Raw genomic sequence first — 24,970 nt, 5'->3', positions numbered from 1 at the left:
GAGTTCACGCGCGCCCTTTTGCTAGCCTGCCGGCCAGACTAGCCAGCCGCGAGGACGCAATGGAACAGGTGACGCTTCACGCTGACGGGATCTCGGCGACCATCGTCGGGCAGGGGGCCGAGCTGGTCTCGCTACGCGATGGCGACGGCACCGAGCTTCTGTGGCAGGCGGGGCCAGCCTGGCGCCGTCATTCGCCGGTCCTGTTCCCGATCGTCGGCCGACTCCAGGGCGATCAGCTGCGCCATCGCGGCCAGACCTATCCGATGACGCAGCACGGCTTCGCCCGCGATCGGCGTTTTGCCTGGGCAGAGCAGGGGCCTACCTCCTGCACATTGGTCCTGTCGGATGACGCCGAAACCCGGACGCACTATCCCTTCGCCTTTCGCCTCGCCATCGGCTACGAGCTGAAACACCGGCAGCTCGGCGTGACCTTCGAGATCACCAATACCGGCGACGAGCCTCTGCCGGCCTCGATCGGCGCGCATCCGGCGTTCAACTGGCCGCTGCTGCCGGAACTGCCCAAGGACGCCTATCGGCTGACCTTCGCCGACAATGAACCGGCGCCGGTGCGCCGCCTGAAGGACGGGCTGCTGTTGTCGGATCCGCAACCCACGCCCATCGCGGGAAAGATGCTGCCGCTGTCCGAAAAATTGTTCGTCGACGACGCCGTCATCCTCGACAGGCCGGCGAGCAGCAGCGTGCGCTACACCGCCGGCCGCGGCCCGGCGATCGAGATGTCGTGGCAGGGCTTCAACGAGCTGGGCATCTGGTCCAAGCCCGGCGGCGCGCCCTTCCTGTGCATCGAGCCCTGGCACGGCATTGCCAGCCCCGTCGATTTCGACGGCGAGTTCGCCGCCAAGCCGGGTGTCATGCTGATCGAACCGGGCGCCCGGCGCGTCCTGGGCTACCGGATCGGCCTCAGCCGGGAGCCGTAAGGCATGGCATATGCCATCAAGGCCGAGATCGAGGATCCTCGGGCGGAGACATTCGTCTTCGCCGCCCAGAAAACCATGTATGGCGGCAAGCGCATTGCTAAAGGCGACGTCATCTTCCTGTTCGCCAGCGAGAACGAAGGCGGGCAGGGGCTTGTCGCACGCGGCGTCGTGACCTCTTCGGAGGCTATCCCGAGACGCCCCCATCTCGAACGGCAGACGCCGCGGGTCAGTGTCTCAGTGCGCCGTACCGCCCTGGCGACGAAACGGCTGGGCCGCAATGAACTCAAGCGCTTCAGGGACTGGAAGGACGGCCGGCCCGAGATGGAGCTCAGCTTCAAATTCTACCGCCAGGCGACGAACAAGATCGTCGGCATCTCGGACGCGACCGCGGCGTTTCTCGAAGGATTCTTTTAGCTCCGGTTTCTTCCGATGCTAGCCCTCCAAGCGTGGCTGCCGCACGATCGCACCTATCACGTTGACGAGAAGCCTCGAAGCGGTGAGGGCGGAGAGGCCGTCAATGTCTGCGGGCGGATAGAGCTCGACGAGATCGAATCCAGCGATCCGTGCCCGCTTGCCGAGGCCCGCGATTAGGTCGATCGCCTGCGTGTAGGAGAGGCCGCCAGGCGTGCGCGCTGCTACCCCCGGCATGATGCCAGGATCGAGGCCGTCGCAGTCGAGAGTGACGACGACCTGCGCACCCTCGGGAATCTGCCGCAGAGCGGTCTCGACTCCGTTTGCGTAAATCTCGCGCGCGGTAACGAAGCGGCTGCCATAGCGCTGCGCCGCTTCGATTTCGCCGATGCGTGCACTGCCTACGCTGCGCAGGCCGACTTGCACCATGCCTGCCACATGCGGCATCTCGCTCGCCCGCCGCATCGGGCTCGAATAACCATGGCGCTCGCCATGAGCCTCGTCGCGCCAATCGATGTGGGCGTCGATCTGCAGGATCCACACGGGTCCACGGTCGGCAAAGCTGGCCAGGAACGGAATGACGACGGAATCGTCGCCGCCGAGCATGATCGGCACGGCCGGCACGGACAGGATCTCGCGTGTCCTTGCCTCGATCCGGGCCCGGTTGCCATGATTGTCATGCATGATGGTCAAGATGTCGCCGGTGTCGGTGCAGCAGCCCGGTCCGCCATTGAACAATGGACCACCGAGGTCGAAATCCCAGTGCTCGACCAGCGGGGCATCGCCCTGGCTGGCAGCTCGGACGGCGCCGGCGGCCAAGGCATGGCCGCTGCTGTCCTGGCCGGGATAGGTCGTGCCGTGACCCGCTCCGAAGATCACGGCTCGCGGCAGGCGGCCGTCGGGGAGGCGATCGGGAAAGCTGAGAAAGGTAGGCAAGGTGGTCATTTTTCGGATGCTTTCATTGTTGCGCCGCGGCGCGTGGCCATACAGAAAAGTCGCATAAGATAGATTATGGAACTTCCACATTAGACACTTACCCGAGAATTGCCGCCGCTTTCGCCATTGGTGCCATTGGCGACAAACTCTGTGGACTGGCTGCGTGCGCCGCCTCGCGAATTCGGGCTATCAGCCAAATGCACGAATGACTGGCTGCAAAGCCAACTGAGCAGCTGCCGCTATCGCTCTGATTCGTAAGGGATTTCGAGTACTAGGCCATCATAGGCCGGCGCCACGTGCTCCGGCGTCTCGGCCATCACCACGGCGTAGTCCAGCGGCACGTGCATATGCGTCAGCACGGCCTTGTTTGGAGCCAGTTTCTCGATCCAGCCCAGAGCCTGGCCGAGCGACAGATGGCTGGGATGAGTGTTGTACTGCAGCGCGTCGAGCACCAGCATGTCGAGGCCCAGCAACCGCTCGGCCGTGGCGGCCGGGAAGTCGCTGATATCCGGGCAGTAGGCAAGCCTGCCGATGCGGAAGCCCAGCGAAATGATGTCGCCATGGATCTGCGGCAGCGGCTCAAAGGTGAGGGCGCCCCCCTCGCCTTCGATCACCACCGGTCTCGCGTGATCGATGATATGGGCCTTGACGATCGGCGGATAGGAGCTGCCGGGCGGCGTCTCGAAGCAATAGCCGAAAGCCTGGCGCAGGCGCTCCATCGTCGGCTCGTCGGCGTGGATGTCGATCCTGTGGCGCTGGTCGTGCACAAAACCGCGCAGGTCGTCGATGCCATGGATATGGTCGGCATGCGGATGAGTATAGACGACTGCGTCGATACGCCTGACCGAAGCCATCAGCATCTGCTGGCGGAAATCCGGGCCCGTGTCGATGACGACCGTGGTGCGCGCGCCATTGGCGGCAATCCGCTCGACCAGGGCTGCCGTGCGCATGCGCAGGTTCTTCGGATTCGCGGGATCGCAATTGCCCCAATCGCCTGTGATGCGCGGCGTGCCTGGCGATGAGCCGCAGCCAAGGATGGTGAAGCGCAGCCGGTCGCTCATGTCCGCGCCATGTCCGGACGCGGCATCTTGGTGAACAGCCTGAAGAAGTTGCCGGTGGTGATATCGGCGATCTCGGTTTCGCTGACACCGATAGTACCGGCAAGAACCTTCGCCGTGTTCGTGACAAAGGCCGGTTCGTTGCGTTTTCCCCGATGCGGGATCGGCGCGAGGTAGGGCGCGTCGGTCTCGACCAGCAGCCGGTCGCGCGGAACATCGGCCGCGATGGCGCGCAACTCGGGGGAATTCTTGAAGGTCAGGATGCCGGAGAAAGAAATGTAGCCGCCCAGCGCGACGCCGACTTCGGCCAGCCTGCGTCCGGACGAAAAACAGTGCAGAATGAAGGGGAAGGCGCCCTTCCCCGTCTCGTCCTCGAGGATCGACGCCATGTCGTCGTCGGCATTGCGCGCATGGATGACCAACGGCAGGCCGGTCCTGCGTGCCGCGGCGATATGGGTGCGAAAACCTTGTGCCTGCGCATCGCGCGGCGCCTTGTCATAGTGGTAATCCAGCCCGGCCTCGCCGATCGCCACCACCTTTGGGTGATCGGAAAGCCGCACCAGCTCGTCGGCGGTGACGTCGAGTTCTTCCGCCGCATTGTGCGGATGGGTGCCGACCGAGCAATAGACTTCGTTGAAAGTTTCAGCGATTTCAACGATCTGCTGGAAGCGCCTCACGCGCGTCGAGATCGTGACCATGCGGCCTACCCCGGCGGCGAGCGCGCGGGCGACGATAGCCGCGCGCTCCTCGGCAAAGTCCGGAAAGTCGAGATGGCAATGGCTGTCGACCAGCATCAGGCGCCCTGCTCGACATAACGCGGGAACACGCCCTCCGGCGCCGGCAAGGCGGCGCCGGGCACCAGCGCGTGGTCGGCATGGACATGCTCGAAAGCACGCTTGTCCGAAGGCACAGCCAGCAAATCGAGCAGCTTGGCCGCCGATCCCGGAATGAAGGGCTGGCAAAGGAGTGCCACGCGTCGTACCAGTTCGGCCGTTGTCCACAAGACCGTTTCCATCCGCTCCGGATTGGTCTTCTTCAGCGCCCACGGCTCCTGGGAAGCGAAATAGCGGTCCGCTTCCGCTACCACGCCGAAGATCGCGGCCAACGCCAGATGGATGCCCTGCTCCGCCATCGCCCGGCGCGAAACGGCCAGCGCTTCGATCGCCTGGTCGAGGATCGCCGTATCGGCCTCCGCCAGCTCGTCGCGCTTCGGCACCGCGCCGCCGCAATTCTTGGCGATCATCGACAGCGACCGCTGCGCCAGATTGCCAAGGCCGTTGGCGAGATCCGCGTTGGTGCGGTTGACGATCGCCTCATGGCTGTAGTTGCCGTCCTGGCCGAACGGCACCTCGCGCAGGAAGAAATAGCGCACCTGGTCGACGCCGTAATGGTCCACCATCGTGAACGGATCGATGACGTTGCCGACCGACTTCGACATCTTCTCGCCGCGGTTGAACAGGAAGCCGTGGCCGAAGACGCGCTTCGGCAGCGGGATACCCGCCGACATCAGGAAGGCCGGCCAATAGACCGCGTGGAAGCGCACGATATCCTTGCCGATGATGTGCGCGTCGGCCGGCCAGAACCGCCATTTCTCATCTTTTTCATTGGGATAGCCGACGCCGGTGATGTAGTTGGTCAAGGCGTCGACCCACACATACATGACATGCTTCTCGTCGCCAGGCACCGGCACGCCCCAGTCGAAGGTGGTGCGCGAGACCGACAGGTCCTTCAGCCCGGATTTGACGAAGCTCATCACCTCGTTGCGGCGCTCGGCCGGACCGATGAAATCGGGCTGGCTTTCATAAAGCGCGAGGAGCTTGTCCTGGTAGGCCGAAAGGCGGAAGAAATAGCTTTCCTCCTCGACCCACTCCACAGGCGTGCCCTGCGGTCCGTAGCGCACATTGTCGGCGCGAACCTCGGTTTCCTCCTCGCCGTAATAGGCCTCGTCACGCACCGAATACCAGCCGGCATAGCCGCCCTTGTAGATGTCGCCATTGGTGGCCATCGCCTTCCAGATCGCCTGGGAGGACGCATAATGCCGCTCTTCGGTGGTGCGGATGAAATCATCGTTGGAAGCGTTGAGCGCCGTGGCCATGCGCTTGAATTCGGCCGAGTTGCGGTCGGCGAGCTCGCGCGCCGCGATGCCTTCCTTGCGCGCCGTCTGCAGCATCTTGATGCCGTGCTCGTCGGTGCCGGTCAGGAAGAAGACGTCCTTGCCGTCGAGCCGCTGGAAGCGGGCAAGCGCGTCGGTGGCGATCAGCTCATAGGCATGACCGATATGCGGCTTGCCGTTCGGATAGGAGATCGCAGTTGTGATGTAGAATGTGTCGCGTGACATGAATGAACCGTCATGAATATCTGAATGTGAGTTGTGGCGGTGGATATCGCATCGGAACGTCGATTGCCATCCCGAGGCCAATGCATGCCGCCCAAAACTGGGCCAACGGCATGCATCGAACGAGCCGTCACATTCGCATCGCAGAATTCAGGCGGTCGATCATGGTCAGGGCGTGCTGCTTCTTGTCGAGATTGTAGGTCTCGGCTTCAGATATCGTGTTCAGCGCCTCCTGCCAAGCCTCGGACAGTGTTTTGGCCCTGGCGAGGTCGCCGGACAGCGCCGCTTCGCTGGCGGCACCCGAAAGCAGATCGAGCGCGCGGCGGTTGAAGATGTCGAACTGGATCGCCTGGTCGCGTCCCGCCACGGCCTCGGCGAGGCGGTGTGCGCCGGCAATGTCGGGCTTCCCGGCCCTCACCAGCGTATCGAGCGCCCCGGCAATCTCCAGCCCGCCATACTGAGTGAGCAGGATCGCATTGCGGGCGCTGCCCCCTGCCCGTTCGGCGAGTGCTGCGCGTGCGGCCGGATCATCCGGCGGCGGTGGTTCGACGTTCTCCAGCACGGCCATCAACTCGTCGGCCGCGAGCGGCGCCAGCCGCACCATCTGGCAACGGGAGCGGATCGTCGGCAGCAGGCTGCCCGGCGCGTGCACGATCAGAATGAACAGAGTGCGCGCCGGCGGCTCCTCGAGATTCTTGAGCAAGGCATTGGCGGCGTTGGTGTTCATATCGTCGGCCGGGTCGACGATGACGACGCGGTAGCTGCCGTCATGCGAGGTCATGGACAGGAAGCGGCTGACCCTGCGGATTTCGTCCACAGTCAGCACCGTCTTGAAGCTCTTGGTCTTGTCGTTGGCGGGGCGCGTCAGATGCAGCACGCCCGGATGCGCGCCGGTGGCGATCTGGCGAAACAGCGGGGACGCCGGATCGGGAACGGAAAGCGTGTCGGGCGCCGTCCTGTAATCCGGATATTTCAAAAGATGGTGCGCCAGATGGAACGCCAGCGTCGCCTTGCCGATGCCGAGCGGCCCGGCGAAAATCAGCGCATGCGGCAGCTTGCCCGCGCGGTAGGCGCCAGCGAGCATCCCGGCCGCTGTCGCGTGGCCGATCAGCCGCGGCGTTTCAGCCGGCTCTGGCACGCCGTCCAGCGTGTCGTGCTGTTCTGGAGCGATGCGTTCGAAGATCATGCCGGCGCCGTCTCGATCCCTTGCGCCGGCATCCTCTCTTCCAGCGCCGCGAAGACGGCGGCGGTGACGACATTTTCCACCGTATCGGGATCGGCGGCCGCGTCGACGACGAGGCAGCGCTCCGGCTCCGCCGCGGCGATGGCCAGGAAAGCCTCGCGCCGCCGCCGGTGGATGGCCAAGGTCTCCTTCTCGAAGCGATCGGCGGCGTCGCCCGCGCCGCGCCGCGCCGCCGCCCGCTTCAGACCTTCAGCCGGATCGATGTCGAAGATCAGCGTCATGTCCGGCATCAGCCCGTTGATGGCCACCGCCTCCAGCGCCTTCATGAAATCGGCGTCGATGCCGCCCGTGACGCCCTGATAGACTCGCGAGGAATCGATGAAGCGGTCGCACAGCACGATCGAGCCGCGCTCGACCGCCGGCCGGATGACCTGCTCGACATGATCGGAGCGGGCTGCGGCGAACAGGATCGCCTCCATCTTCGGGCCGAACGGCTCGGCCGCGCCGGACAGAAGCACGTGCCTTACCGCCTCGGCGCCAGGCGATCCACCCGGCTCGCGGCTGACCAGCACCTCGTATTTCTTGGCGCGCATGCGCCGCGCCAGCCGCTCGATCTGCGTCGACTTGCCTGCTCCTTCGCCGCCCTCGAAGGTGATGAAAAATCCGCTCGCCAATCGAGACTGCCTTTGCCCGTGCTGGCCGCTGTCATAGCTCCCGTCCGATAAAAGGTCCACGAACTTGCCCGATCACAAATGTTTCTGACGCAGCCAGCCGACAGCGAGTTCCTCGGCCGCGTCGAGCGCACGCTGCGGCAGCGTGCCCACCTTCACCGATTCGGCGGCATAGAGCGGCGTCTGCTGGCTGAGCGTATCGCCTATCCAAACGCGCAGCTCACCGACCGGTTGCCCTTCCTCGACCGGCGCCGACACCGGGCCCTGATAGACGATCCTGGCGGTCAGCTTGTCGCGGTTGGCTATAGGCAGAAAGATGTCCACGGGGCCTTTGGCTTTCAAGGCCAGGCCGGATTTGGCGCCGCCGAAGACCTGCGCTTCTCCGACCACCTCGTCCTTGGCGAAGATCTCGGTCTTCTGGAAGGACCGCGAGCCCCAGTCGAGCAGCTTGCGCGCCTCTTCGGAGCGTTCGCGGTCATTCGCCAGCCCGGTGAGCGCGGCGATCACGCGAATGCCGTTGTGACTGACGGTGCCGACCAGGCCGAAGCCCGCCTGTTCGCTCGCGCCGGCGACAAAGCCGTCGGCTTCGATGCCCATGGCGATCAGTGGATTGCGGTTCCTCTGCGCGATCTTGTTCCAGGTGAAGTCCGGCTGGCCGTAATAGTGGAAGAACTCCGGGTAGTCGCGCCACAGATGCAGCGCCAGCATCGTCAGCTCGCGCACCGTCGTCTGCTGGCCGTCGGCAGGCAGGCCGGTCGAATTGACGAAGGTCGATTTCGACAGGCCGAGCTGGCGGGCGCGATCCGTCATCTGCGCGGCGAAATTCGCTTCCGAGCCGGCCATACCCTCGGCAAGCACGATGCAGCCGTCATTGGCGGCCTGCACGGTGACCCCCTGGATCAGGTCCTCGACGCGGACCTCGGATTTGAGCTTGGCGAACATGGTCGAGGTCCCGGACGGCGCGCCGCCGGTGCGCCAGGCGTTTTCGCTGACGACGAACGTGTCGTCGAGCGTGATCCGCTTCGCCTTGAGAGCGTTGAAGACCACCTCCATCGTCATCAGCTTGGCCATCGAGGCCGGTGGGATCGGCTTGTCGGGGTCCTTGGCGAAGAGCACCGTGCCGGTGTCGGCATCGATCATGAACGCCTGCGTCGCCTTGGTCTCGAACAGCTGCGCGCCCGCCGGGGCGGCGCACAACAGCGCCAGCACCAATCCCAGAAGGCTGGCGAAAGGCGGAAGAATGCGCAATTGCATGAAATGTCGACCCAATCTGAGCAAAACCGGAGAGTCGCCCGGAATTGCGCCAAGACTACCCCGCGGCCAAGCTAGCAGGGTTTTTTCGGCTGGATCAACGTGCAGTGCAAATTTGATCAGTTACGCACAACCAGCGCGTCCGGCGCGCCATGCGACCAGGCTGCCTGGAGCAGGTCGTCAATGCTGCCGTGCCCATCCGGATAGACATTGACCGCATACCAGTCATTGCCGTCGAGCTCGGTGCGCTGGATCTCAGTCCGGCCGAACGGCTCGAGCGCCCCGGCCACACGCTTGGCCTCGGCGGCTTCGTCGAAGGAACCGGCGGCGATGTAGTCGGATCCAGGCGCCTGTTCCTGGCGGTTCGATTTCTTCCACGATTGCAGGATATCGGCCGGCGACATGCCGCCGGCGTCGAGCGCGGCAAAGACATCGGCGCGCTTCACCCGCTCATCCGCATAGGACAGCGAAGCCATGGCGAAGGGCGAGTTCGGCGGCAAGGCGAAATCCGGCCGTTCGGGCACGATCGGTCCGAAATCGGGCAGCACGACATCGCCGGCGCCTTGCACCGAGAAGGCTGCCGGCTGCACGGTCGGCTGCTCCGACAGGCCCGGCTGCGCGGCAAAGGCCTGCCCCGAATTGGTTAACTGGCCAGGGAACGGCACGGCGGCCGGCGGCGCGCCGACCGGCATGCTCGGCGACGGGCCATTCATGGCCACCATCACGCCAGTCGGCAAACCGTCCGACGGATCCGGTCGGTTGTTGCCGGGCCGGTAGGACGCCACCAGATACTGATCGTCATTACCGTCGAGCGGCGCCCTGCCGACATACTCGACTTTGACCCTGGCGGTACCGACCTTGTCATAGTCGAGCATCTGCGCTGCGCGCTCGGAGACGTCGATGATGCGGCCCTCATGATACGGGCCTCGGTCATTGACGCGCACGATCACCGAACTGCCGGTATCGAGATTGGTGACCCGCGCATAGCTCGGCAGCGGCATCGTCGGATGCGCCGCGGTCAGTTGCGCCGTGTCGTAGACTTCGCCATTGGCGGTCAAACGGCCGTGGAAGGCATCGCCATACCAGGAGGCCAGCCCGACCTTGGTGAAGCCCTTCTTGTCTTCCTTGGGATAATACCACTTGCCGCGAACCTGGTAGGGCTTGCCGAGCTGGTCGCGGCCGCCGCCCCGGCGCATGAACTGGACGCGCGGGCTTGCCTTCACGCCATATTCGGATTCGGCAAAGTATTCCTTGGGACGGGCCTTCTTGTAGACCATCCCCTTCGGCTCGGGTTGAGAGGCGCAGGCAGCCAGCAGCAGGCCCGAAAGGGCGCACAGGGCGAAAGCAGAAGCGCGACGAAGACGCGGGCGCGTCGGAGTCTGCATGTTTTCGATTGTCCCCTACCGTGCTGCACCCGACGGAGCCAGAAGTCGCCCACCAGGCCAACACCTTGATCCCCAATCCCTTTTTGCACAGGAATTGCTTATCACGATGTTAATCGATTATGGCCACAACAGGGCGAGATTGTGGCGAACGTGCAAACCGCGCGTCCTAGAGCCCAGTTGCGCCGGATCACACCGCGTTTTTTGGCGACATCAACTCCGACTGAAGGGGCACCGGCCTGCCGAACCCTCAGGTAAGAAGCGACTGGAACTCTATGATTGAGTCCTGGTGATTGACAGGTCTTTGCGCGAGGCACTAGAGCATGGCTCGCAGTTCTACCGACATGGCCTTCGCGGCCAACGAGACGGCGCCTCGTGGAATCACGATGGAGGGATGGCCGAGCGGTTTAAGGCACCGGTCTTGAAAACCGGCGTGGGCGCAAGTTCACCGTGGGTTCGAATCCCACTCCCTCCGCCAAAATCATAATAAAAACGATCAGCTAGTGTCGGTAATTTGGCTTGCCGTAGCTTTTGGTCTTACACCCAAGGACATGGAAGCGCGCGTATTCGCCGTCAGGCCACCGAAGCAACCGGGCGAGCGTTCAAGCCAGATTCCCTACGCTGCCTGCCTCGGTGCCTGAAGAGTCTTGTTCCAACTGGCATGCTGGACTCACTCGCCGTGTTCGTGTGACGCAGGATTCCGCACGCCGAGCGCGCGCAAAGAAAAAGCCCGTCGCGGTTTGCGACAGGCTCTCACAGGACTTTTGAGGATTAGAATTTGTAGGCTATGCCGACGCGAAGTTCGTTGGTCTTCAGATCAACATCGGCATTGACCGGATCTCCAAAAGACTCTGAGCCGAAGTCGGTATAGCGATATTCGCCTCGCAGCAGCAGATTGTCGGTCATGGCATAATCCAAGCCGACGCCTATCGTCCATTCTGTGAACGTATCGCCAAACGAAGGTCCGCCTTCACTACTTCTAACTTTGACATCGCCAAACGCAACGCCACCCGCAATATAAGGAAGAAAGCGGTCAACGGCATATCCTAGACGAAGTCTTGCCGCCCCACTCCAATTGAGTTCTTCAGTTACCTCGAAATCCGTCGGGGAACCCGGAGCGAGGAATATTTCGCCGCTGCCATCAACATTCGCATATACGATATCTAGTTCCGCACCAATGACGATGTTGTTGGACATCTGATAGTTGTAACCGCCGTAGACACCTCCCAGGAACCCGTCAGGATCTGGGTCGACAAAGCCCGGTCCACCGATCTGGTCAAGATTGCCATTACCCCAAGCATAGCCTGCCTGTAGGCCGAGGTACCCGCCTGTCCAGCTAAAACCCGGCGTGGCTTCTTCTACGATGGCGTCGGCAGCAAATGCCGAAGATGGCAGCAGAGACAACGACAAACCAAGAAGCAGGTTCTTCATAGGTGATCTCCCATAACCAACCCTGTGGTAGCAGAGAGCGCTGACATGTGCAGTTTTATATCTGCCACAGAAACTGAGATTCAGCTTCCGGTCAGGGTGACTTAGCGCTTCCTTCGACAGTTCTGATCGGTTGACCGCAATGTTGCAACATCCCTAATATTAGGGACAACTTGACGAACTTTCCGACTGGGCGAATAGCGAAGGACAGCATTCAAGGTCGGGATTAGGGTTGCGATCACCGCAACGGTGCGCAAGCGCGTGAAAGAGGACAATGTTAGCGTGTTGATCGCTTCGGTAAGCGCCCTGATGGACGCCCTGGCCGGGGCTGCACTGCTGTTGCGAGTTCGTTCGCTAAAGCGCGATTTATCGGCAATCTGCATCGTTGTTGGACAGCAACGCTGGCATCCGACTCGCAGGCAGGATTGCCGGGTTGATCTCCGGCAGCTCGGGCTTGAGGAGCCTTAAGGGCTTGTTGCGCGGACTGGCCAGAAGTGCCGCGGGCAGTAAGGCCGAGCTGGTGGATCGGTCAGGCACGCTCTGGCCGCACTGTCTTGACCGACAGCAATCCCGCCGGGAGCGGCCGCAAAAGATCGCTCTCGGCTTTCGACAGATCCAGCCACGCGGACCAGTTCTCGGGCTGAAGAACGACAACCTGCCTATTGTGATACGGCGCGACATCCGGCCCCGGATCGGTTGTCAGCATTGTGAAGGTGGGCGGCTTGTTTCCTGTCGCCTCTCGCCAGAGCCCGGCAATGGCCAAAAACGGAGCGCCGTTCAGCGTGAAGCGATGCTTGGCTTTCGGATATTTCGTGCCCGTGAATTCGAAGAATGCCGATGCCGGCACAAGACAGCGCTTGCTGTCAGCGAACCGGCGGCCTTCCGATCGGAAGTTGAACACCGGTCCTCCCTTCGGCCCAGACGGGGGAAAGCCAAACGTCATCGACGCAAGTTCAATCTCGTCGCCGGCAGCGCGCATGATGGGCGCCGGATCGTTGATGCGAATGTCGTCTGCTTGGGGAAGATCGAGCTCAGTTTGATGGCTCGGGATCTTCAGTGCCAGCGACTCCATCATCCGGCAATATTCGGCCCAGGCGATATGCTGCTCATAATCATTGCACATGGAAGGTCATCCGAATGCATTGCGCTACAATAGGATATCAGCCTCAGCAGCGGCCTCAACGAAGGCTTTTCGCGCGTGCTGCACTTCCCTGAGCCCCTGGAGGACGCTGAGGCAAGCCTTACGGGCGGCCGTGTGCTTCTTTCCGGTTGGCGTCGGCCATCGATTGAGGAGAATATCGGCCGCCTGAGCAACGCGATCCACGGTATAGATCGTGTTGCCTGATTTGCCGAGCGCGACACGCACTGGCGTATCGGATCGCTGATCCTGCACACAGCCTCCTTGCGCGACCGGACTCAATTCGCCGAAGGGCATCCGTTCCTTTAGCGGCAGCTAATGGGAACAATCACAATCGATTTCTGTTCCTTCTGACTAGGAGGATCAGTCATGGCAGACGACAGGACCAAACGCGATTTCGGTGACCGCGACCGCGTGTCAGCCGACGAGGACTATGAAGTCCGCTATTTCGCCAAGCAGCACCGGATCAGCCCCGAGAAGGTGCTCGATCTGATTAAAGAGCATGGCAATAATCGAAAGATCTTAGAGCGCGAGGCAAGGAAGCTTCGAGGATGACGAGGCTTCCGAACTTGACCCTCCCAAAGGGTTGACGATGTGGGAGTTGGCAAGGCCTCGGCTTTCAGCTGTCTTCCCAGAAAACCCCAGCGCGGCAACGCCGCGTAAGCTTGCTAGAGCATAACGGTGTCGGATTCGACCCCGTTCTCGACGAGCCAATCGCCCATCACCCCCCGGAGTGTCGATTTGACTTGATGGCGACCGCCCCCGCGCCTGCCGCGCCCCATCGGTAAAACACCGTTTATTTGATTTCTCGGACAAAATATGCTGCTGCTCGCGCCCATGAAAAAGCTCTGCCTGATGGTTCTGGCGTCGCTCACGCCAGTCTTGCCGGCCAAGGCGATGGACAACGCGTTGCGCGCCGGCCTGATGAAACTTGATCCCGAAACCCGCCTCGAGCAGCGATGCGACGCCGAAGTGCTCGACCGGATCAGTCACGACGATCGCAACTACAAGGCCGACCGGGTCGTGGCCTACGCCTTCGCCACGCCGCAGATGAGTGCCGATGCCATCAAGAGCTCGGGCGCCGCTTTCCGCAGCAAGGGCCAATGGTACCGGCTCAAGTTCAAATGCCAGACCGCGCCGGATCATATGCAGGTGCTGCAGTTCCGCTACAAGATCGGCGACGAGATCCCGGAATCCGACTGGGCCAAATACAATCTCTACGATTAGAGCAATTCCAGGAAAAGTGTGAGCGGTTTTCCGCCCGGAATTGCGTCAAAACAAAGGGATAGAGCGGTTCGCCGTTTCCGCGAAACGGTGAACGGCTCTAGTTTCCGCGCGTCCGCCTGACCGGCGAACACCCGAAATCACTGAGGGCTTGCGCTGGCGCGCCGTTTTCCGGCGATGGCCAAACCTGCGTCTTGACGCCGATGGACCATGCCTTTAGGCCCGTCCGGCAAAGGGCCATGTTCATTTCAGGCAAGGGATTTCTAGTCTATGGAAATATTCACTGCCGCAGGCCTTTCAGCTCTCCTCCAGGTCGTCGCAATCGATCTCGCGCTCGCCGGCGACAACGCAATTGTGATCGGCCTCGCGGCGGCCGGCCTTCCCGCGGATCAGCGCAAGCGCGCCATCATTGTCGGCATAGCCGCGGCCACGGTCCTGCGCATTATGTTCGCCCTCATCACGCAATGGCTGCTGAGCATCGGCCCGATGCTGCTCATCGCCGGGGGGCTTCTGCTTCTGTGGGTCTGCTGGAAGATGTGGCGCGAATTGCGCGTCAGCCATGACGACGAGCGCGACGCGACCGAAGCGCTGTCGAACAGCGACTACAACAAGGACGGATCCGTCGCCGGCAAGGGAGCACGGAAGACCTTTTCGCAGGCCGCCTGGCAGATCGTGATTGCCGATGTCTCGATGTCGCTCGACAACGTGCTCGCCGTCGCCGGCGCCGCCATGAAGCATCCGACGGTGTTGATCATCGGGCTGGCCCTTTCGATCGCCCTGATGGGTTTTGCCGCATCCTTCGTCGCCCGGCTGCTGCATCGATATCGCTGGATCGCCTATATCGGCCTGCTGATCATCTTGTACGTGGCGATCAACATGCTTCTCGGCGGTGCCGTGCAGCAGTTCCCCGACCATTTTGCCTTCCTGGCGCCCTGGTTCGGATCGGACGGTCACTAGCGCTCTTCAGGGGCGAATGTCTGACGCACGCCTCTTGTCCTGGCCGGCGGCAGGTTTGCTTCTGTACCGAAGCGTGCTATTGCGCCGCGCGAAATGGCTCAAAGCCGCGCCGTAGATCGACCTTCAGAGCCAAAGGCTCAATCCTCGATCTCGCCTTCACCTCTTGGAAAACAAAATTTATGTCCGCCCCACGCGTCAGTTTCGTCAGTCTTGGATGTCCGAAAGCGCTTGTCGATTCCGAGCGCATCATCACGCGGCTCCGCGCCGAAGGCTATGAGATCGCGCGCAAGCATGACGGCGCCGACCTCGTCGTCGTCAACACTTGCGGCTTCCTGGATTCGGCCCGCGACGAGTCGCTCAACGCCATCGGTTCCGCCCTTTCCGAAAACGGCCGCGTCATCGTCACCGGCTGCCTCGGCGCCGAGCCGGAGGTCATCCGCGAGAAGCATCCCAATGTGCTGGCGATCACCGGGCCGCAGGCCTATGAGAGCGTGATGGCGGCGGTGCACGAGGCGGCTCCGCCCAGCCACGATCCCTATGTCGATCTTCTGCCGCCGCAGGGCGTGAAGCTCACCCCGCGCCACTACGCCTATCTGAAGATTTCCGAGGGCTGCAACAACCGCTGCACCTTCTGCATCATCCCGGCGCTGCGCGGCGATCTCGTCTCGCGGCCGGCGGCGGATGTGCTGCGCGAAGCCGAAAAACTCGCCAAGGCCGGCGTCAAGGAAATCCTCGTCATCTCGCAGGACACCAGCGCCTACGGCGTCGACATCAAGTACCAGACGTCGATGTTCGGCGACCGCGAGGTGCGAGCGAAATTCCTCGACCTTGCCGAGGAGCTCGGCAAGCTCGGCATCTGGATACGCATGCATTATGTGTACCCCTACCCGCATGTCGCCGACGTCATTCCGCTGATGGCGGAAGGAAAGATCCTGCCCTATCTCGACATCCCCTTCCAGCACGCCTCGCCGCAGGTGCTGAAGAACATGCGCCGCCCCGCGCATGGCGAAAAGACGCTGGACCGCATCCGCGGCTGGCGCGAAGTGTGCCCCGACCTCGCCATCCGCTCGACCTTCATCGTTGGCTTCCCCGGCGAGACCGAAGACGATTTCCAGATGCTGCTCGACTGGCTGGACGAAGCGAAGATCGACCGCGCCGGCTGCTTCAAATACGAGCCGGTCAAGGGCGCGCGCTCCAACGACCTCGGGTTGGAACAGGTGCCGCAGGAGATCAAGGAAGCGCGCTGGCACCGCTTCATGCAGCGCCAGCAAAAGATTTCCGCCGCGCAGTTGGCCAAGAAAGTTGGCAAGCGCCTGCCGGTGCTGATCGACGAGGCGCATGGCGCATCCGGCAAAGGCCGCACCAAATACGACGCGCCGGAGATCGACGGCTCGGTGCACATCCAGTCGCGGCGGCCGCTGCGCGCCGGCGATATCGTCACCGTCAAGATCGATCGCGCGGACGCTTACGATCTTTATGGATCGGCCGTCTGATCGTCGTCCAAAGCGAAGGCACATCGAATGAGAAAGGGCGCCGCGCGGCGCCCTTTCAGTTTTAACATCAACAACGTGCAGCTTACTGCGGCAGCTTGTCGTCAACGCCCTTGACGTAGAAATTCATGCCGAGCAGCGTGCCGTCATCGGCAACCTCGCCGTCCTTCAGCCAGGGCGAGCCGTCCTGCTTGGAAACCGGTCCGGTAAAGGGGTTCCAGCCGCCGGCGATCTTCTTCGTGGTCGCCTCCGCCATAGCCTTCACGTCGTCAGGCATGTTGGTGAAGGGCGCGAGCTTGACGGCGCCATCCTTGATGCCGAGCCACACATTGTCCGGCTTCCAGGTGCCGTCGAGGGCCGCCTGCACACGGCTGATATAGTAGGGACCCCATTCGTCCGTGAGCGAGGTGAGCTGCGCGTTCGGCGCGAACTTGATCATGTCCGACGACTGGCCGAAGCCATGCAGCTTGCGCTCCTCGGCGACCTGCAGCGCGGCGGTGGAATCGGTGTGCTGGACGATGATGTCGGCGCCCTGGTCGAATAGCGCCTTGGCGGCGTCGGCTTCCTTGCCCGGGTCGAACCAGGAGTTCACCCACACGATCTTCACCTTGAAGTCGGGATTGACCGACTGCGCGCCGAGCATGAAGGAGTTGATGCCCATCACCACTTCCGGGATCGGGAAGGAGACGATGTAGCCGGCAAGGCCCTTCTTCGATTCCTTGGCCGCGATCTGGCCGAGCACGTAGCGGCCTTCATAGAAGCGGGCATTGTAGATGCCGAGATTGGCACCGGTCTTGAAGCCGGTGGCATGTTCGAACATCACCTTGGGAAATTTCTTGGCGACCTTCACTTCGGCGTCCATGAAGCCGAAGGAAGTGCCGAAGATGATCTTGCATTTCTCGCGCGCCAGGCGCTCGAAGGCGCGGTCGGCGTCGGGGCCTTCCGAGACGTTTTCGAGATACGCGGTCTCGACCTTGTCGCCCAGCGCCTTCTCGACCTCGAGCCGGCCCTGGTCGTGCTGATACGAATAGCCGAAGTCGCCGATCGGACCCGTATAGACCCAGCAGGCCTTCAGCTTGCCGGCGGCCTCGGCGGTCGCCGCCAGCGACAGGGCCGCAGCCGTGGTCATCAATGCAATAAGCAGTTTTTTCATTGTGTTACCTCTCTGAGTTAAGCCTTGGAGCTTCCCGTCTTTTTGTTGTTGTCAACGATCCGGAACGAATGGCTGCCCCAACGAAGCCGGCGTGTTCATCATCGTCAGCCGCTTGTTGCGCGAGATTAGAACGAGAACCACGATGGTTGCCAGATAGGGCAGTGAAGAAAGAAACTGCGAAGGCACAGGAATGCCAAAAGCCTGTGCATGAAGCTGGCCGATCCACACCGCGCCGAAGATGTAGGCGCCTGCCAGCACCCGCCACGGACGCCAGGACGCGAACACCACCAGAGCCAGCGCGATCCAGCCGCGGCCCGCGCTCATGTTCTCCACCCATTGCGGCGTGTAGACCAGCGACAGATGCCCGCCGGCAAGCCCGGCGCAGGCGCCACCGAAGATCACCGCCAGGTACCGGTAGCGGATGACCTTGATGCCCAGCGCATGCGCCGACGTATGGCTGTCGCCGATCGAGCGAAGCGTAAGCCCCGTGCGCGTCCTGAACAGGAACCACATGACCGCCGCGGTCAGCGCGATGGAGATGTAGAAGACCGGATCCTGGCCGAAGATCAGCTTGCCGACGACCGGAATCGAGCTGATCACCGGGATATCGAGATTGGGCAGCCTCACGCCCGGCTGGCCAACGAAGCTGGTGCCGATCATGCCGGAGAGGCCGAGGCCGAGCAGCGTCAGCGACAGGCCGGTCGCCACCTGGTTGGTCGCGAGCGACAGGGTCATGACGGCGAACAGCAGCGAAAACAGCGCACCGACGATGATTGCGGCGAGCAGGCCGATCCACGGTGACCCGGTGAGGTAGCCGGCGCCGAAGCCGCCGACGGCGCCCATGATCATCATGCCTTCGACGCCGAGATTGAGCACGCCCGAGCGTTCGACCACCAGTTCGCCGATCGCCGCGATCAGAAGCGGCGTCGCCGCGGTCGCGATGGTCAAAAGGATGTTGACGGTGATGTCCATCAGCGGGCCTCCTCGAGCTTGGGCGCTGCATCGAGCTTCGCGGCGTTCGGCTTCATCAGTGTCACGCCGATCAGGCGAATGCGGTAGTGGATGAGCGTGTCGCAGCCGAGCACGAAGAACAGAAGCATGCCCTGGAACACGCGCGCCACCTTGTCGGAGATGCCGAGCGCGCTCTGCACCGCCTCGCCGCCGAGATAGGTCAGCGCCAGCACAAGGCCCGCGGCCACGATCCCCAGCGGATTGAGCCTGCCGAGGAAGGCGACGATGATGGCGGTGAAGCCGTAGCCGGGCGAGATCACCGGCTGCAATTGGCCGATGGCGCCGGAAACTTCCGAAATGCCGGCCAGACCGGCCAGCGCGCCGGACAAAAGGAAGGTGAAGAACACCATCCGGTTCAACCCGAAGCCGGCAAAGCGCCCTGCCCTTGGGCTGGAACCCAGCACGCGCACCTCGAAACCTTTCAGCATGCGGCTCATCATCAGCCAGATCGCCACCGCGGCGACCAGAGCGAAGACAAAGCCCCAATTGGCGCGGCCGGCATCGGGCATCAGCTCCGGCAGCACCGCGGAATCGCCAAACTGGATGGTCTGCGGGAAGCCATGGCCTTGCGGGTCACGCCATGGGCCGCGCACCAGCCAGTCGAGGAAAAGCTGCGCAACATAGACCAGCATCAGGCTGGTCAGGATCTCATTGGTGCTGAAGCGCGTTTTCAAAAACGCCGGGATCGACGCGTAGAAGGCGCCGCCGACCATGCCCAGCAACAGCATTAGCGGGATCACCAGCGGGCCTTCGAATTGCGGGAACAGCACCGGGATGATCGACCCGAAGATTGCGCCGAAGATGAATTGGCCTTCGGCGCCGATGTTCCAGATGTTGGCCTTGTAGCAGACCGACAGTCCGACCGCGATCAGGATAAGGGGCGCCGCCTTGATGGCCAGCTCGTGCAACTGCCAGACTTCGCTGATCGGCTGGATGAAATAGATGTTGAATGCATCCAGCGGATTGACGCCGAGCAAGGCAAACATGATGGCGCCGGCGATCATCGTCAGCGCAAAGGCAATGAACGGCGACAGCACCGAAAACAGCGCCGAGCGCTGCGGACGTTTGACCAGTTCGATGCGCATCATGCGATCTCCAGGCTGTGTTCTGCGTGGCCGGGCTCGGCGCCGCCCATCAAGAGGCCGATCTTCTCGAAAGTCGCCTCGGCGATCGGCAGCGGCGCCGACAATTGCCCGTTGTGCATGACCGCGATCGCATCCGACAGCTCGAACAATTCGTCGAGGTCCTGGCTGATGACCAGGACGGCGGAGCCGCTGCGGGCAAGCTCGATCAGGGCCTGGCGAATGCGAGCGGCCGCGCCTGCGTCCACGCCCCAGGTCGGCTGGTTGACGATCATGACGCTCGGCTTGCGGTCGAGCTCGCGGCCGACGATGAATTTCTGCAGATTGCCCCCCGAAAGCGCGGCCGCCTCCGGATCGGGCGCGCTCTTGCGCACGTCCATGGCGGTGATGATGCGCTGGGCGGCGCTATAGACGGCGCTGTTCTTGACCATGCCGCCGGAGCCGACGAAAGCCTTGCCGTCGGTGGCGTGACGGGACAGCAGCAGGTTCTCCGATAGCTTCATGCGCGGGGCGGCGCCGTGCCCCAGGCGTTCTTCGGGCACAAAGGCGGCGCCCATCAGCCGCCGGCCGGTGATGGAGAGCGCACCGGCGTCCTTGCCGCGGATGCGCACCGAACCCGCATCCTGCTGTAGCACTTCGCCGGAGACGGATTCGAAGAACTCGCCCTGGCCGTTGCCGGCAACGCCGGCAATGCCGATCACTTCGCCGGCGCGCACGGTGAGATTGATGTTCTTCAGCGGGATGGCGAAGGGCGTCGCCGGCTTGCGCGTCAGCCCACGGATTTCCAGCAGCGCCGGCGCGGTCTCGATGCCTTCGGCCGGCGCGCGCTCCACGGCCTTGACTTCGCTGCCGACCATCATGCGGGCAAGCGATGCCGCCGTCTCCTCGCGCGGATTGCAGTGGCCGACCACCTTGCCGTGGCGAAGCACCGTGGCGCGGTCGCAGATGCGTTTGACCTCCTCCAGCCGGTGCGAGATGTAGAGGATCGATTTGCCCTCCGAGCGCAGCCGCTCCAGCGTCTCGAACAACTTGTCGGCTTCCTGCGGCGTCAGCACCGAGGTCGGCTCGTCGAGGATGATGAGCTGCGGCGTCTGCAAGAGGCAGCGGATGATCTCGATGCGCTGGCGTTCGCCGACGGAGAGGTCGCCGACCAGGGAGTCCGGATCGAGCGGCAGCCCATAGCTGAAGGAAAGCGCTCTCGCCTTCGCCGCGATGGTGCTGATCGGCGAGCCGTCATTGAGCGAAAGCGCGATGTTTTCGGCCGCCGTCAGCGCCTCGAACAGCGAGAAATGCTGGAACACCATGCCGATGCCGAGCTTCTTCGCCACGCCCGGACTGGTGATCTTGACCGGCTTGCCGCCCCAGAAGATCTCGCCCGCGTTCGGCTCGAGCGAGCCGAACAGCATCTTGACCAGCGTCGACTTGCCGGCGCCGTTCTCGCCGAGCAGCGCGTGGATCTCGCCCTTCGCGATGTTGAGATCGATGTAATCGCACGCCGTCAGCGAGCCAAAAATCTTGGTAAGACCACGAACCTCAAGCAGGTTCGACCTGTCATGATTTGCACTCACAGTGCCTCCCATCCGGCTTACCGGATATGTTCTGTGTTCCCGAAAGCATGGTATGCGCGGCCGGCTCCCATCGGAAAGCAGCACCCAACTTGAAAGAGCTTCAAGAATTTCAGCGGAAACTCAAGGGCTAAGATAGACCTCTTGAGAACAGTGGCAAATCCACAGCGCTTTTCAGGCAAGCCGTGCCTTCGGGCACGGCAAGTCGCTGAAAAACACGGCAGGTGGCTTAAGGAATGAGAACGGTCGTGCCCGTCGTCTTGCGGGCTTCGAGATCAGCTTGCGCCTTTCCCGCGTCCTTCAGCGCGTAGCGCTGGTTGATCTTGATCTCGACGGCGCCGCTCTTGACCACGTCGAAAAGCGCTTCGGCCGACCTCACCAGATCCTCGCGTCTGGCGTTGTAGACGAACAGCGTCGGCCGGGTCGCATAGAGCGAGCCTTTCTGCGCGAGAAGCGACATGGGGAAAGGCGGGACCGGTCCCGACGACGAGCCGAAGCTGACGAACATGCCGAGCGGCCGCAGGCAATCGAGCGAGGCGGGAAAAGTGTCGGCGCCGACGGAATCGTAGACGACGTCGCATTTCTTCCCGCCGGTGAGCGCCGCGACGCCGGCGACGAAATCCTGCTCCTTGTAGTTGATGACATGATCGAAGCCATGCGCCCGGGCGAGCTCGATCTTGTCGGAGGAGCTCGCGGTGCCGATAACCGTCGCGCCGAGATGCTTTGCCCATTGGCCGAGGATCAGGCCGACGCCGCCGGCCGCCGCATGGTAGAGGATCGTGTCGCCGGCCTTGACCGGGAAGGTACGGCGCAACAGATATTCCGCCGTCATGCCCTTCAGCATCATCGCCGCAGCCTGCTCGTCGCTGATGCCGTCCGGCACCTTGACCACGCGGTCGGCTGCGATCACGCGCTGCTCACTATAGGCGCCGACATTGACTGCATAGGCGATACGGTCGCCGGGCTTCAGCCAGTCGACACCGGTGCCGAGCGCCAGCACGACGCCCGCTGCCTCGCCGCCCGGGATCAGCGGGAAGCCGCCGGGTGGCGGGTAAAGCCCCGAGCGGTGGTAGACGTCGATGAAGTTGAGGCCGATGGCCGTGTGTCGGATCAGGATCTGGCCTTCTCCCGGCTGGCCGGGATCGGCATCTTCATAGGCCAGGACTTCGGGGCCGCCATGGGCGTGGATGCGGATTGCCTTGGACATCGCTCAACTCTCTGAAGGATACGTAGACTGGAGCATGACCCCGAAAGGGAGCGCCGATGTTCGGAAGATCATGCGCCGATAGATAGCTAGGTCAGGATGGCCATTCGACCAAAAATATCCTGATCCAGGATCAGGGTTTTCTGGCGCCCAGATTGGGGAACATCTGCATGATGCCGCCTATGCAGGCGAGATAGAGGCCGGTGATCGTGATGCCGATCTTGGTGAAGTCGCTGACCTGTTCTCCCAGCACGCCGATCTTGTCGTAGAAGGCGGCAAGCGCTGCCTGCGCCAGCGCCAGCGCGCCGAAGGCGCACCACAAGAGCGTCATGCCAAGATTGACCGGCCTCAGCCGCACGACGCGCACCGGATGGATGAAGTTGATCGGCAGGAAGGTCAAAATGCCGGCAACCACCACCACGGCGAACGATACCCATTGCCCCGGCTCGATGACGAAGAGCGTGAACACCACCATGTTCCAGACGACCGGGAATCCTTTGAAGAAGTTCTCCTTCGTCTTCATGCCGGTGTCGGCATAGTAGATCGCGCTGGAAACGACGATGATGGCCGCCGACAGGAAAGAGAGATTCTCGCCCATGAAGCCGCGCTGATAGAGTGCGAAGGCCGGGATGAGCACATAGGTGACGTAGTCGATGATGTTGTCGAGGAGTTCTCCCGACCATGTCGGCAGGATTTCCTTGACCTCGAGCTTGCGGGCGATCGGCCCGTCGATGCCGTCGACGAACAGCGCCAGCCCCAGCCACCAGAACATTGCCGTCCAGCGTTCCTCGCTCGCCGCCACCAGCGACAGGAAGGCCAGGAACGATCCTGACGCGGTCAGCAGATGAACGGAAAACGCGCGCGCCTGCGGCCACGTCACCTTCTTCTTCGGCAACGGAATCCGCTGCGCGATCTTCTTCGCCGCCTTCCTGGCCGTTGTGTTCTTGCTCACGGTCCCCGCCAGTCCAGCTTGCAGATTTCGGCCGATCGGCCGGCAAAATTCCAGTTGCGGCCGAAGGCCCGCATCTTGCTCTTGTCGGACTTCGCCACGATGATTTCCGGTGCGATCCAATATTCGGAATTGGTGATCACCGTATTCTTCTCGCGGTCCTTGCCGGGGATCGGCGTCACGGCGCCATCGATGATCTTCGGTATCTGGAAGACGCGGGTCTTGTCGCGCGTCTCATAGGTGATCGGCACCTGCTCGACGCCGAGGAATTTCCCGACAAGGATCGACAGCAGCGAGGTGGTGCCGCCGGCCTTTCCAGTGAATATCTTGGTCAGCGCTTTGACCGCATAGACCGACGCCCGCTTGTCGATGAACAGTCCGGCGCTCCAGTTGCCGCGGCTCATATAGCCGGGGATTTCCATGACCAGGCCGAGATTGAGACCGGAAAGGTCGGTCTCGCCGAAATGGCCGGCATCGATGCGGAAGCCGGCCCAGGTCTGGCAGTAGCCTTCCGTCGGCGGATGGCTGCCGAGCGACAGCACGCAGGGGCAGAAAACCGTGCAATTGCAGGAGAGTACCAGCTCCCCTTTCATCGCCCAGCTTTGGTCGGTCATCGAATTCTCCCCTTACGCCGAAACTAATAGCAGGGCTGCCGCCCACACAAGCAGTATCGTACCGGCAACCCGGCTGGCCACCCTGCCGGCGGTCTGTTTTTCGATCAGGGTGAAAAGGCCGATCAGCGCCATCCAGAAGACATTCATCGCGCCGACGGCGAACATCACCAGCATCAGCGCCCAGCAGCAGCCGAGGCACCAGACGCCCTGCTCCACTCCTAATTTGAAGATGCGGCTGGGTTTCGCGCTCCAATTGGCGAACAGCATCGAGAACGGGTTGCGGCATTTTTCCAGGCACGCCTGTTTCAAGCCGCTGAACTGATAGAGGCCGGCGACAAGCAGTGCCGCGGCGCCGGCAATACCGACTGCGGGATCGAGCATCCGGCCGGAATCGGCAAAAGCGTAGACCACGAGCGTCAGCACGGCGAAAGCCGCGGACGCGCCAAGCCAAGTGGTGAGGTATCCGGTAACGAGCACCAGCGGATGAACAACCGGCTCGCCCTTGATCCTCGCCGTGTCGGCAATCTCGCAATAGGTGCGGATCAGCGGCGCGGCGGAAGGCAGCATCGTCGCAACCGCCATCAGGAACCACATCAGCACAAGCGCCGGTACCTGCAGGCCATCCGGGCCGGCAAGCGGCGCCGGCGCAAGGCAGAGAGCAAAGAACCGGTCGAGAAAATCCGGCAAAGGCAGGCTCGGGAGATTCTTGAGCAGCAAATCGCCGGGCCCGCCGGCAAGGCTGCCTTCAGCGCCGCGGATCGCCATCGCGCCAAGAAGCAGCCATGCAAGGACGATGGCGACGCCCACCGTGAGCGTCACCGCAAGGCGCGGACTGCGCGCCACGCCGGCCGTCGCGCGTCCCGCGCGGTCGAGATGATTGAAATCCTGCTGCTCCCCGCTCATGGCAACCGAATGGGCTGAATCGCCGCGTTGATCAAGCCGGCTGATCCGACCTATATCTTGGATAAGGGCCCGACGGGGCGCCTTCCAACG

General features: G+C 62.7%; 25 protein-coding genes and 1 tRNA gene. 7 read left to right on the top strand and 19 right to left on the bottom strand.

Going from position 1 to position 24,970, the window contains the following annotated elements; translation table 11 throughout:
• The first annotated feature begins 59 nt into the window (after positions 1-59).
• On the top strand, positions 60-935 hold the full coding sequence (locus tag E5X34_RS11895) for an aldose 1-epimerase family protein (RefSeq protein WP_292564520.1): 876 nt from the start codon (positions 60-62) through the stop codon (positions 933-935).
• Between the two features lie 3 nt (positions 936-938).
• Positions 939-1,349, top strand: a complete 411-nt coding sequence (locus E5X34_RS11890) for a hypothetical protein (protein ID WP_292564517.1) — start codon at positions 939-941, stop codon at positions 1,347-1,349.
• Between the two features lie 18 nt (positions 1,350-1,367).
• Here the strand turns inward: E5X34_RS11890 and E5X34_RS11885 are convergent, their stop codons facing one another.
• From E5X34_RS11885 to E5X34_RS11850, 8 genes are all read right to left on the bottom strand, one after another.
• Entirely contained in the window at positions 1,368-2,291 is a 924-nt protein-coding gene (locus tag E5X34_RS11885; protein ID WP_292564514.1) for an arginase family protein, read from the bottom strand.
• A gap of 230 nt (positions 2,292-2,521) precedes the next feature.
• Positions 2,522-3,343 carry an MBL fold metallo-hydrolase gene (locus E5X34_RS11880; protein WP_292564511.1) on the bottom strand — a complete coding sequence of 274 codons (822 nt, stop codon included), beginning with the start codon at positions 3,341-3,343 and terminating at the stop codon, positions 2,522-2,524.
• Positions 3,340-4,134 (bottom strand): TatD family hydrolase, encoded by a 795-nt coding sequence (locus tag E5X34_RS11875; protein WP_292564508.1) that lies wholly within the window; start codon positions 4,132-4,134, stop codon positions 3,340-3,342. The genes E5X34_RS11880 and E5X34_RS11875 overlap by 4 nt, the downstream gene beginning before the upstream one ends.
• Positions 4,134-5,678 (bottom strand): methionine--tRNA ligase, encoded by a 1,545-nt coding sequence (gene metG, locus E5X34_RS11870; protein ID WP_292564505.1) that lies wholly within the window; start codon positions 5,676-5,678, stop codon positions 4,134-4,136. The genes E5X34_RS11875 and metG overlap by 1 nt, the downstream gene beginning before the upstream one ends.
• Before the next feature lie 127 nt (positions 5,679-5,805).
• Positions 5,806-6,861, bottom strand: a complete 1,056-nt coding sequence (locus tag E5X34_RS11865; protein WP_292564502.1) for a DNA polymerase III subunit delta' — start codon at positions 6,859-6,861, stop codon at positions 5,806-5,808.
• Complete coding sequence (gene tmk / locus E5X34_RS11860) at positions 6,858-7,532, bottom strand: dTMP kinase (protein ID WP_292564499.1); 675 nt, start codon at positions 7,530-7,532, stop codon at positions 6,858-6,860. The genes E5X34_RS11865 and tmk overlap by 4 nt, the downstream gene beginning before the upstream one ends.
• Positions 7,533-7,604: 72 nt before the next feature.
• Positions 7,605-8,783: a D-alanyl-D-alanine carboxypeptidase family protein gene (locus E5X34_RS11855; protein ID WP_292564496.1), complete on the bottom strand. Its 1,179-nt coding sequence runs from the start codon at positions 8,781-8,783 to the stop codon at positions 7,605-7,607.
• Positions 8,784-8,899: 116 nt separating this feature from the next.
• Positions 8,900-10,165: a septal ring lytic transglycosylase RlpA family protein gene (locus E5X34_RS11850; RefSeq protein WP_292564493.1), complete on the bottom strand. Its 1,266-nt coding sequence runs from the start codon at positions 10,163-10,165 to the stop codon at positions 8,900-8,902.
• A gap of 385 nt (positions 10,166-10,550) precedes the next feature.
• Between E5X34_RS11850 and E5X34_RS11845 the strand changes: the two genes are divergently transcribed.
• Positions 10,551-10,640 (top strand) — tRNA-Ser (locus tag E5X34_RS11845).
• A 293-nt stretch (positions 10,641-10,933) separates the two neighbouring features.
• On the opposite strand, the gene E5X34_RS11840 is transcribed toward E5X34_RS11845, so the two are convergent.
• The 3 genes from E5X34_RS11840 to E5X34_RS11830 all read right to left on the bottom strand — a co-directional run bounded on the left by E5X34_RS11840 (position 10,934) and on the right by E5X34_RS11830 (position 13,025).
• The gene (locus E5X34_RS11840) at positions 10,934-11,593 is read right to left on the bottom strand and encodes an outer membrane protein (RefSeq protein ID WP_292564490.1); all 660 of its coding nucleotides are present in this window, start codon (positions 11,591-11,593) and stop codon (positions 10,934-10,936) included.
• Between the two features lie 526 nt (positions 11,594-12,119).
• Complete coding sequence (locus E5X34_RS11835) at positions 12,120-12,713, bottom strand: SOS response-associated peptidase (RefSeq protein ID WP_292564487.1); 594 nt, start codon at positions 12,711-12,713, stop codon at positions 12,120-12,122.
• A gap of 24 nt (positions 12,714-12,737) precedes the next feature.
• Positions 12,738-13,025 carry a DUF982 domain-containing protein gene (locus tag E5X34_RS11830; protein WP_292564484.1) on the bottom strand — a complete coding sequence of 96 codons (288 nt, stop codon included), beginning with the start codon at positions 13,023-13,025 and terminating at the stop codon, positions 12,738-12,740.
• A 72-nt stretch (positions 13,026-13,097) separates the two neighbouring features.
• Here E5X34_RS11830 and E5X34_RS11825 point away from each other — a divergent pair, with 72 nt between their 5' ends.
• The 4 genes from E5X34_RS11825 to rimO all read left to right on the top strand — a co-directional run bounded on the left by E5X34_RS11825 (position 13,098) and on the right by rimO (position 16,402).
• The gene (locus tag E5X34_RS11825; RefSeq protein WP_292564481.1) at positions 13,098-13,283 is read left to right on the top strand and encodes a DUF3606 domain-containing protein; all 186 of its coding nucleotides are present in this window, start codon (positions 13,098-13,100) and stop codon (positions 13,281-13,283) included.
• 264 nt (positions 13,284-13,547) lie between these two features.
• Entirely contained in the window at positions 13,548-13,955 is a 408-nt protein-coding gene (locus tag E5X34_RS11820) for a DUF930 domain-containing protein (protein ID WP_042642342.1), read from the top strand.
• A gap of 267 nt (positions 13,956-14,222) precedes the next feature.
• Positions 14,223-14,909: a TerC family protein gene (locus E5X34_RS11815; RefSeq protein WP_292564478.1), complete on the top strand. Its 687-nt coding sequence runs from the start codon at positions 14,223-14,225 to the stop codon at positions 14,907-14,909.
• A 179-nt stretch (positions 14,910-15,088) separates the two neighbouring features.
• Positions 15,089-16,402: a 30S ribosomal protein S12 methylthiotransferase RimO gene (gene rimO / locus E5X34_RS11810; RefSeq protein ID WP_292564476.1), complete on the top strand. Its 1,314-nt coding sequence runs from the start codon at positions 15,089-15,091 to the stop codon at positions 16,400-16,402.
• 82 nt (positions 16,403-16,484) lie between these two features.
• On the opposite strand, the gene E5X34_RS11805 is transcribed toward rimO, so the two are convergent.
• The 8 genes from E5X34_RS11805 to E5X34_RS11770 form a co-directional block, all read right to left on the bottom strand.
• The gene (locus E5X34_RS11805; protein ID WP_292564473.1) at positions 16,485-17,552 is read right to left on the bottom strand and encodes a BMP family ABC transporter substrate-binding protein; all 1,068 of its coding nucleotides are present in this window, start codon (positions 17,550-17,552) and stop codon (positions 16,485-16,487) included.
• Between the two features lie 51 nt (positions 17,553-17,603).
• Positions 17,604-18,524, bottom strand: coding sequence for an ABC transporter permease (locus tag E5X34_RS11800; RefSeq protein WP_127305903.1), 921 nt, complete (start codon positions 18,522-18,524; stop codon positions 17,604-17,606).
• The gene (locus E5X34_RS11795) at positions 18,524-19,651 is read right to left on the bottom strand and encodes an ABC transporter permease (RefSeq protein ID WP_127305904.1); all 1,128 of its coding nucleotides are present in this window, start codon (positions 19,649-19,651) and stop codon (positions 18,524-18,526) included. Before E5X34_RS11795 ends, E5X34_RS11800 begins: the two co-directional genes overlap by 1 nt.
• On the bottom strand, positions 19,648-21,225 hold the full coding sequence (locus tag E5X34_RS11790; protein ID WP_292564468.1) for an ABC transporter ATP-binding protein: 1,578 nt from the start codon (positions 21,223-21,225) through the stop codon (positions 19,648-19,650). Before E5X34_RS11790 ends, E5X34_RS11795 begins: the two co-directional genes overlap by 4 nt.
• Before the next feature lie 214 nt (positions 21,226-21,439).
• The gene (locus E5X34_RS11785) at positions 21,440-22,417 is read right to left on the bottom strand and encodes a quinone oxidoreductase (protein WP_292564465.1); all 978 of its coding nucleotides are present in this window, start codon (positions 22,415-22,417) and stop codon (positions 21,440-21,442) included.
• 130 nt (positions 22,418-22,547) lie between these two features.
• Entirely contained in the window at positions 22,548-23,366 is an 819-nt protein-coding gene (pcsA, locus tag E5X34_RS11780) for a phosphatidylcholine synthase (protein WP_292564462.1), read from the bottom strand.
• Positions 23,363-23,977: a DUF1326 domain-containing protein gene (locus tag E5X34_RS11775; RefSeq protein ID WP_292564460.1), complete on the bottom strand. Its 615-nt coding sequence runs from the start codon at positions 23,975-23,977 to the stop codon at positions 23,363-23,365. The genes pcsA and E5X34_RS11775 overlap by 4 nt, the downstream gene beginning before the upstream one ends.
• A 12-nt stretch (positions 23,978-23,989) precedes the next feature.
• Positions 23,990-24,880, bottom strand: coding sequence for a DUF2182 domain-containing protein (locus tag E5X34_RS11770; RefSeq protein ID WP_292564458.1), 891 nt, complete (start codon positions 24,878-24,880; stop codon positions 23,990-23,992).
• Between the last annotated feature and the right edge of the window lie 90 nt (positions 24,881-24,970).

The sequence above is a fragment of the Mesorhizobium sp. genome, from assembly GCF_004963255.1.
GTDB lineage: Bacteria > Pseudomonadota > Alphaproteobacteria > Rhizobiales > Rhizobiaceae > Mesorhizobium.
This window is presented reverse-complemented; position numbering and strand designations above follow the sequence as displayed.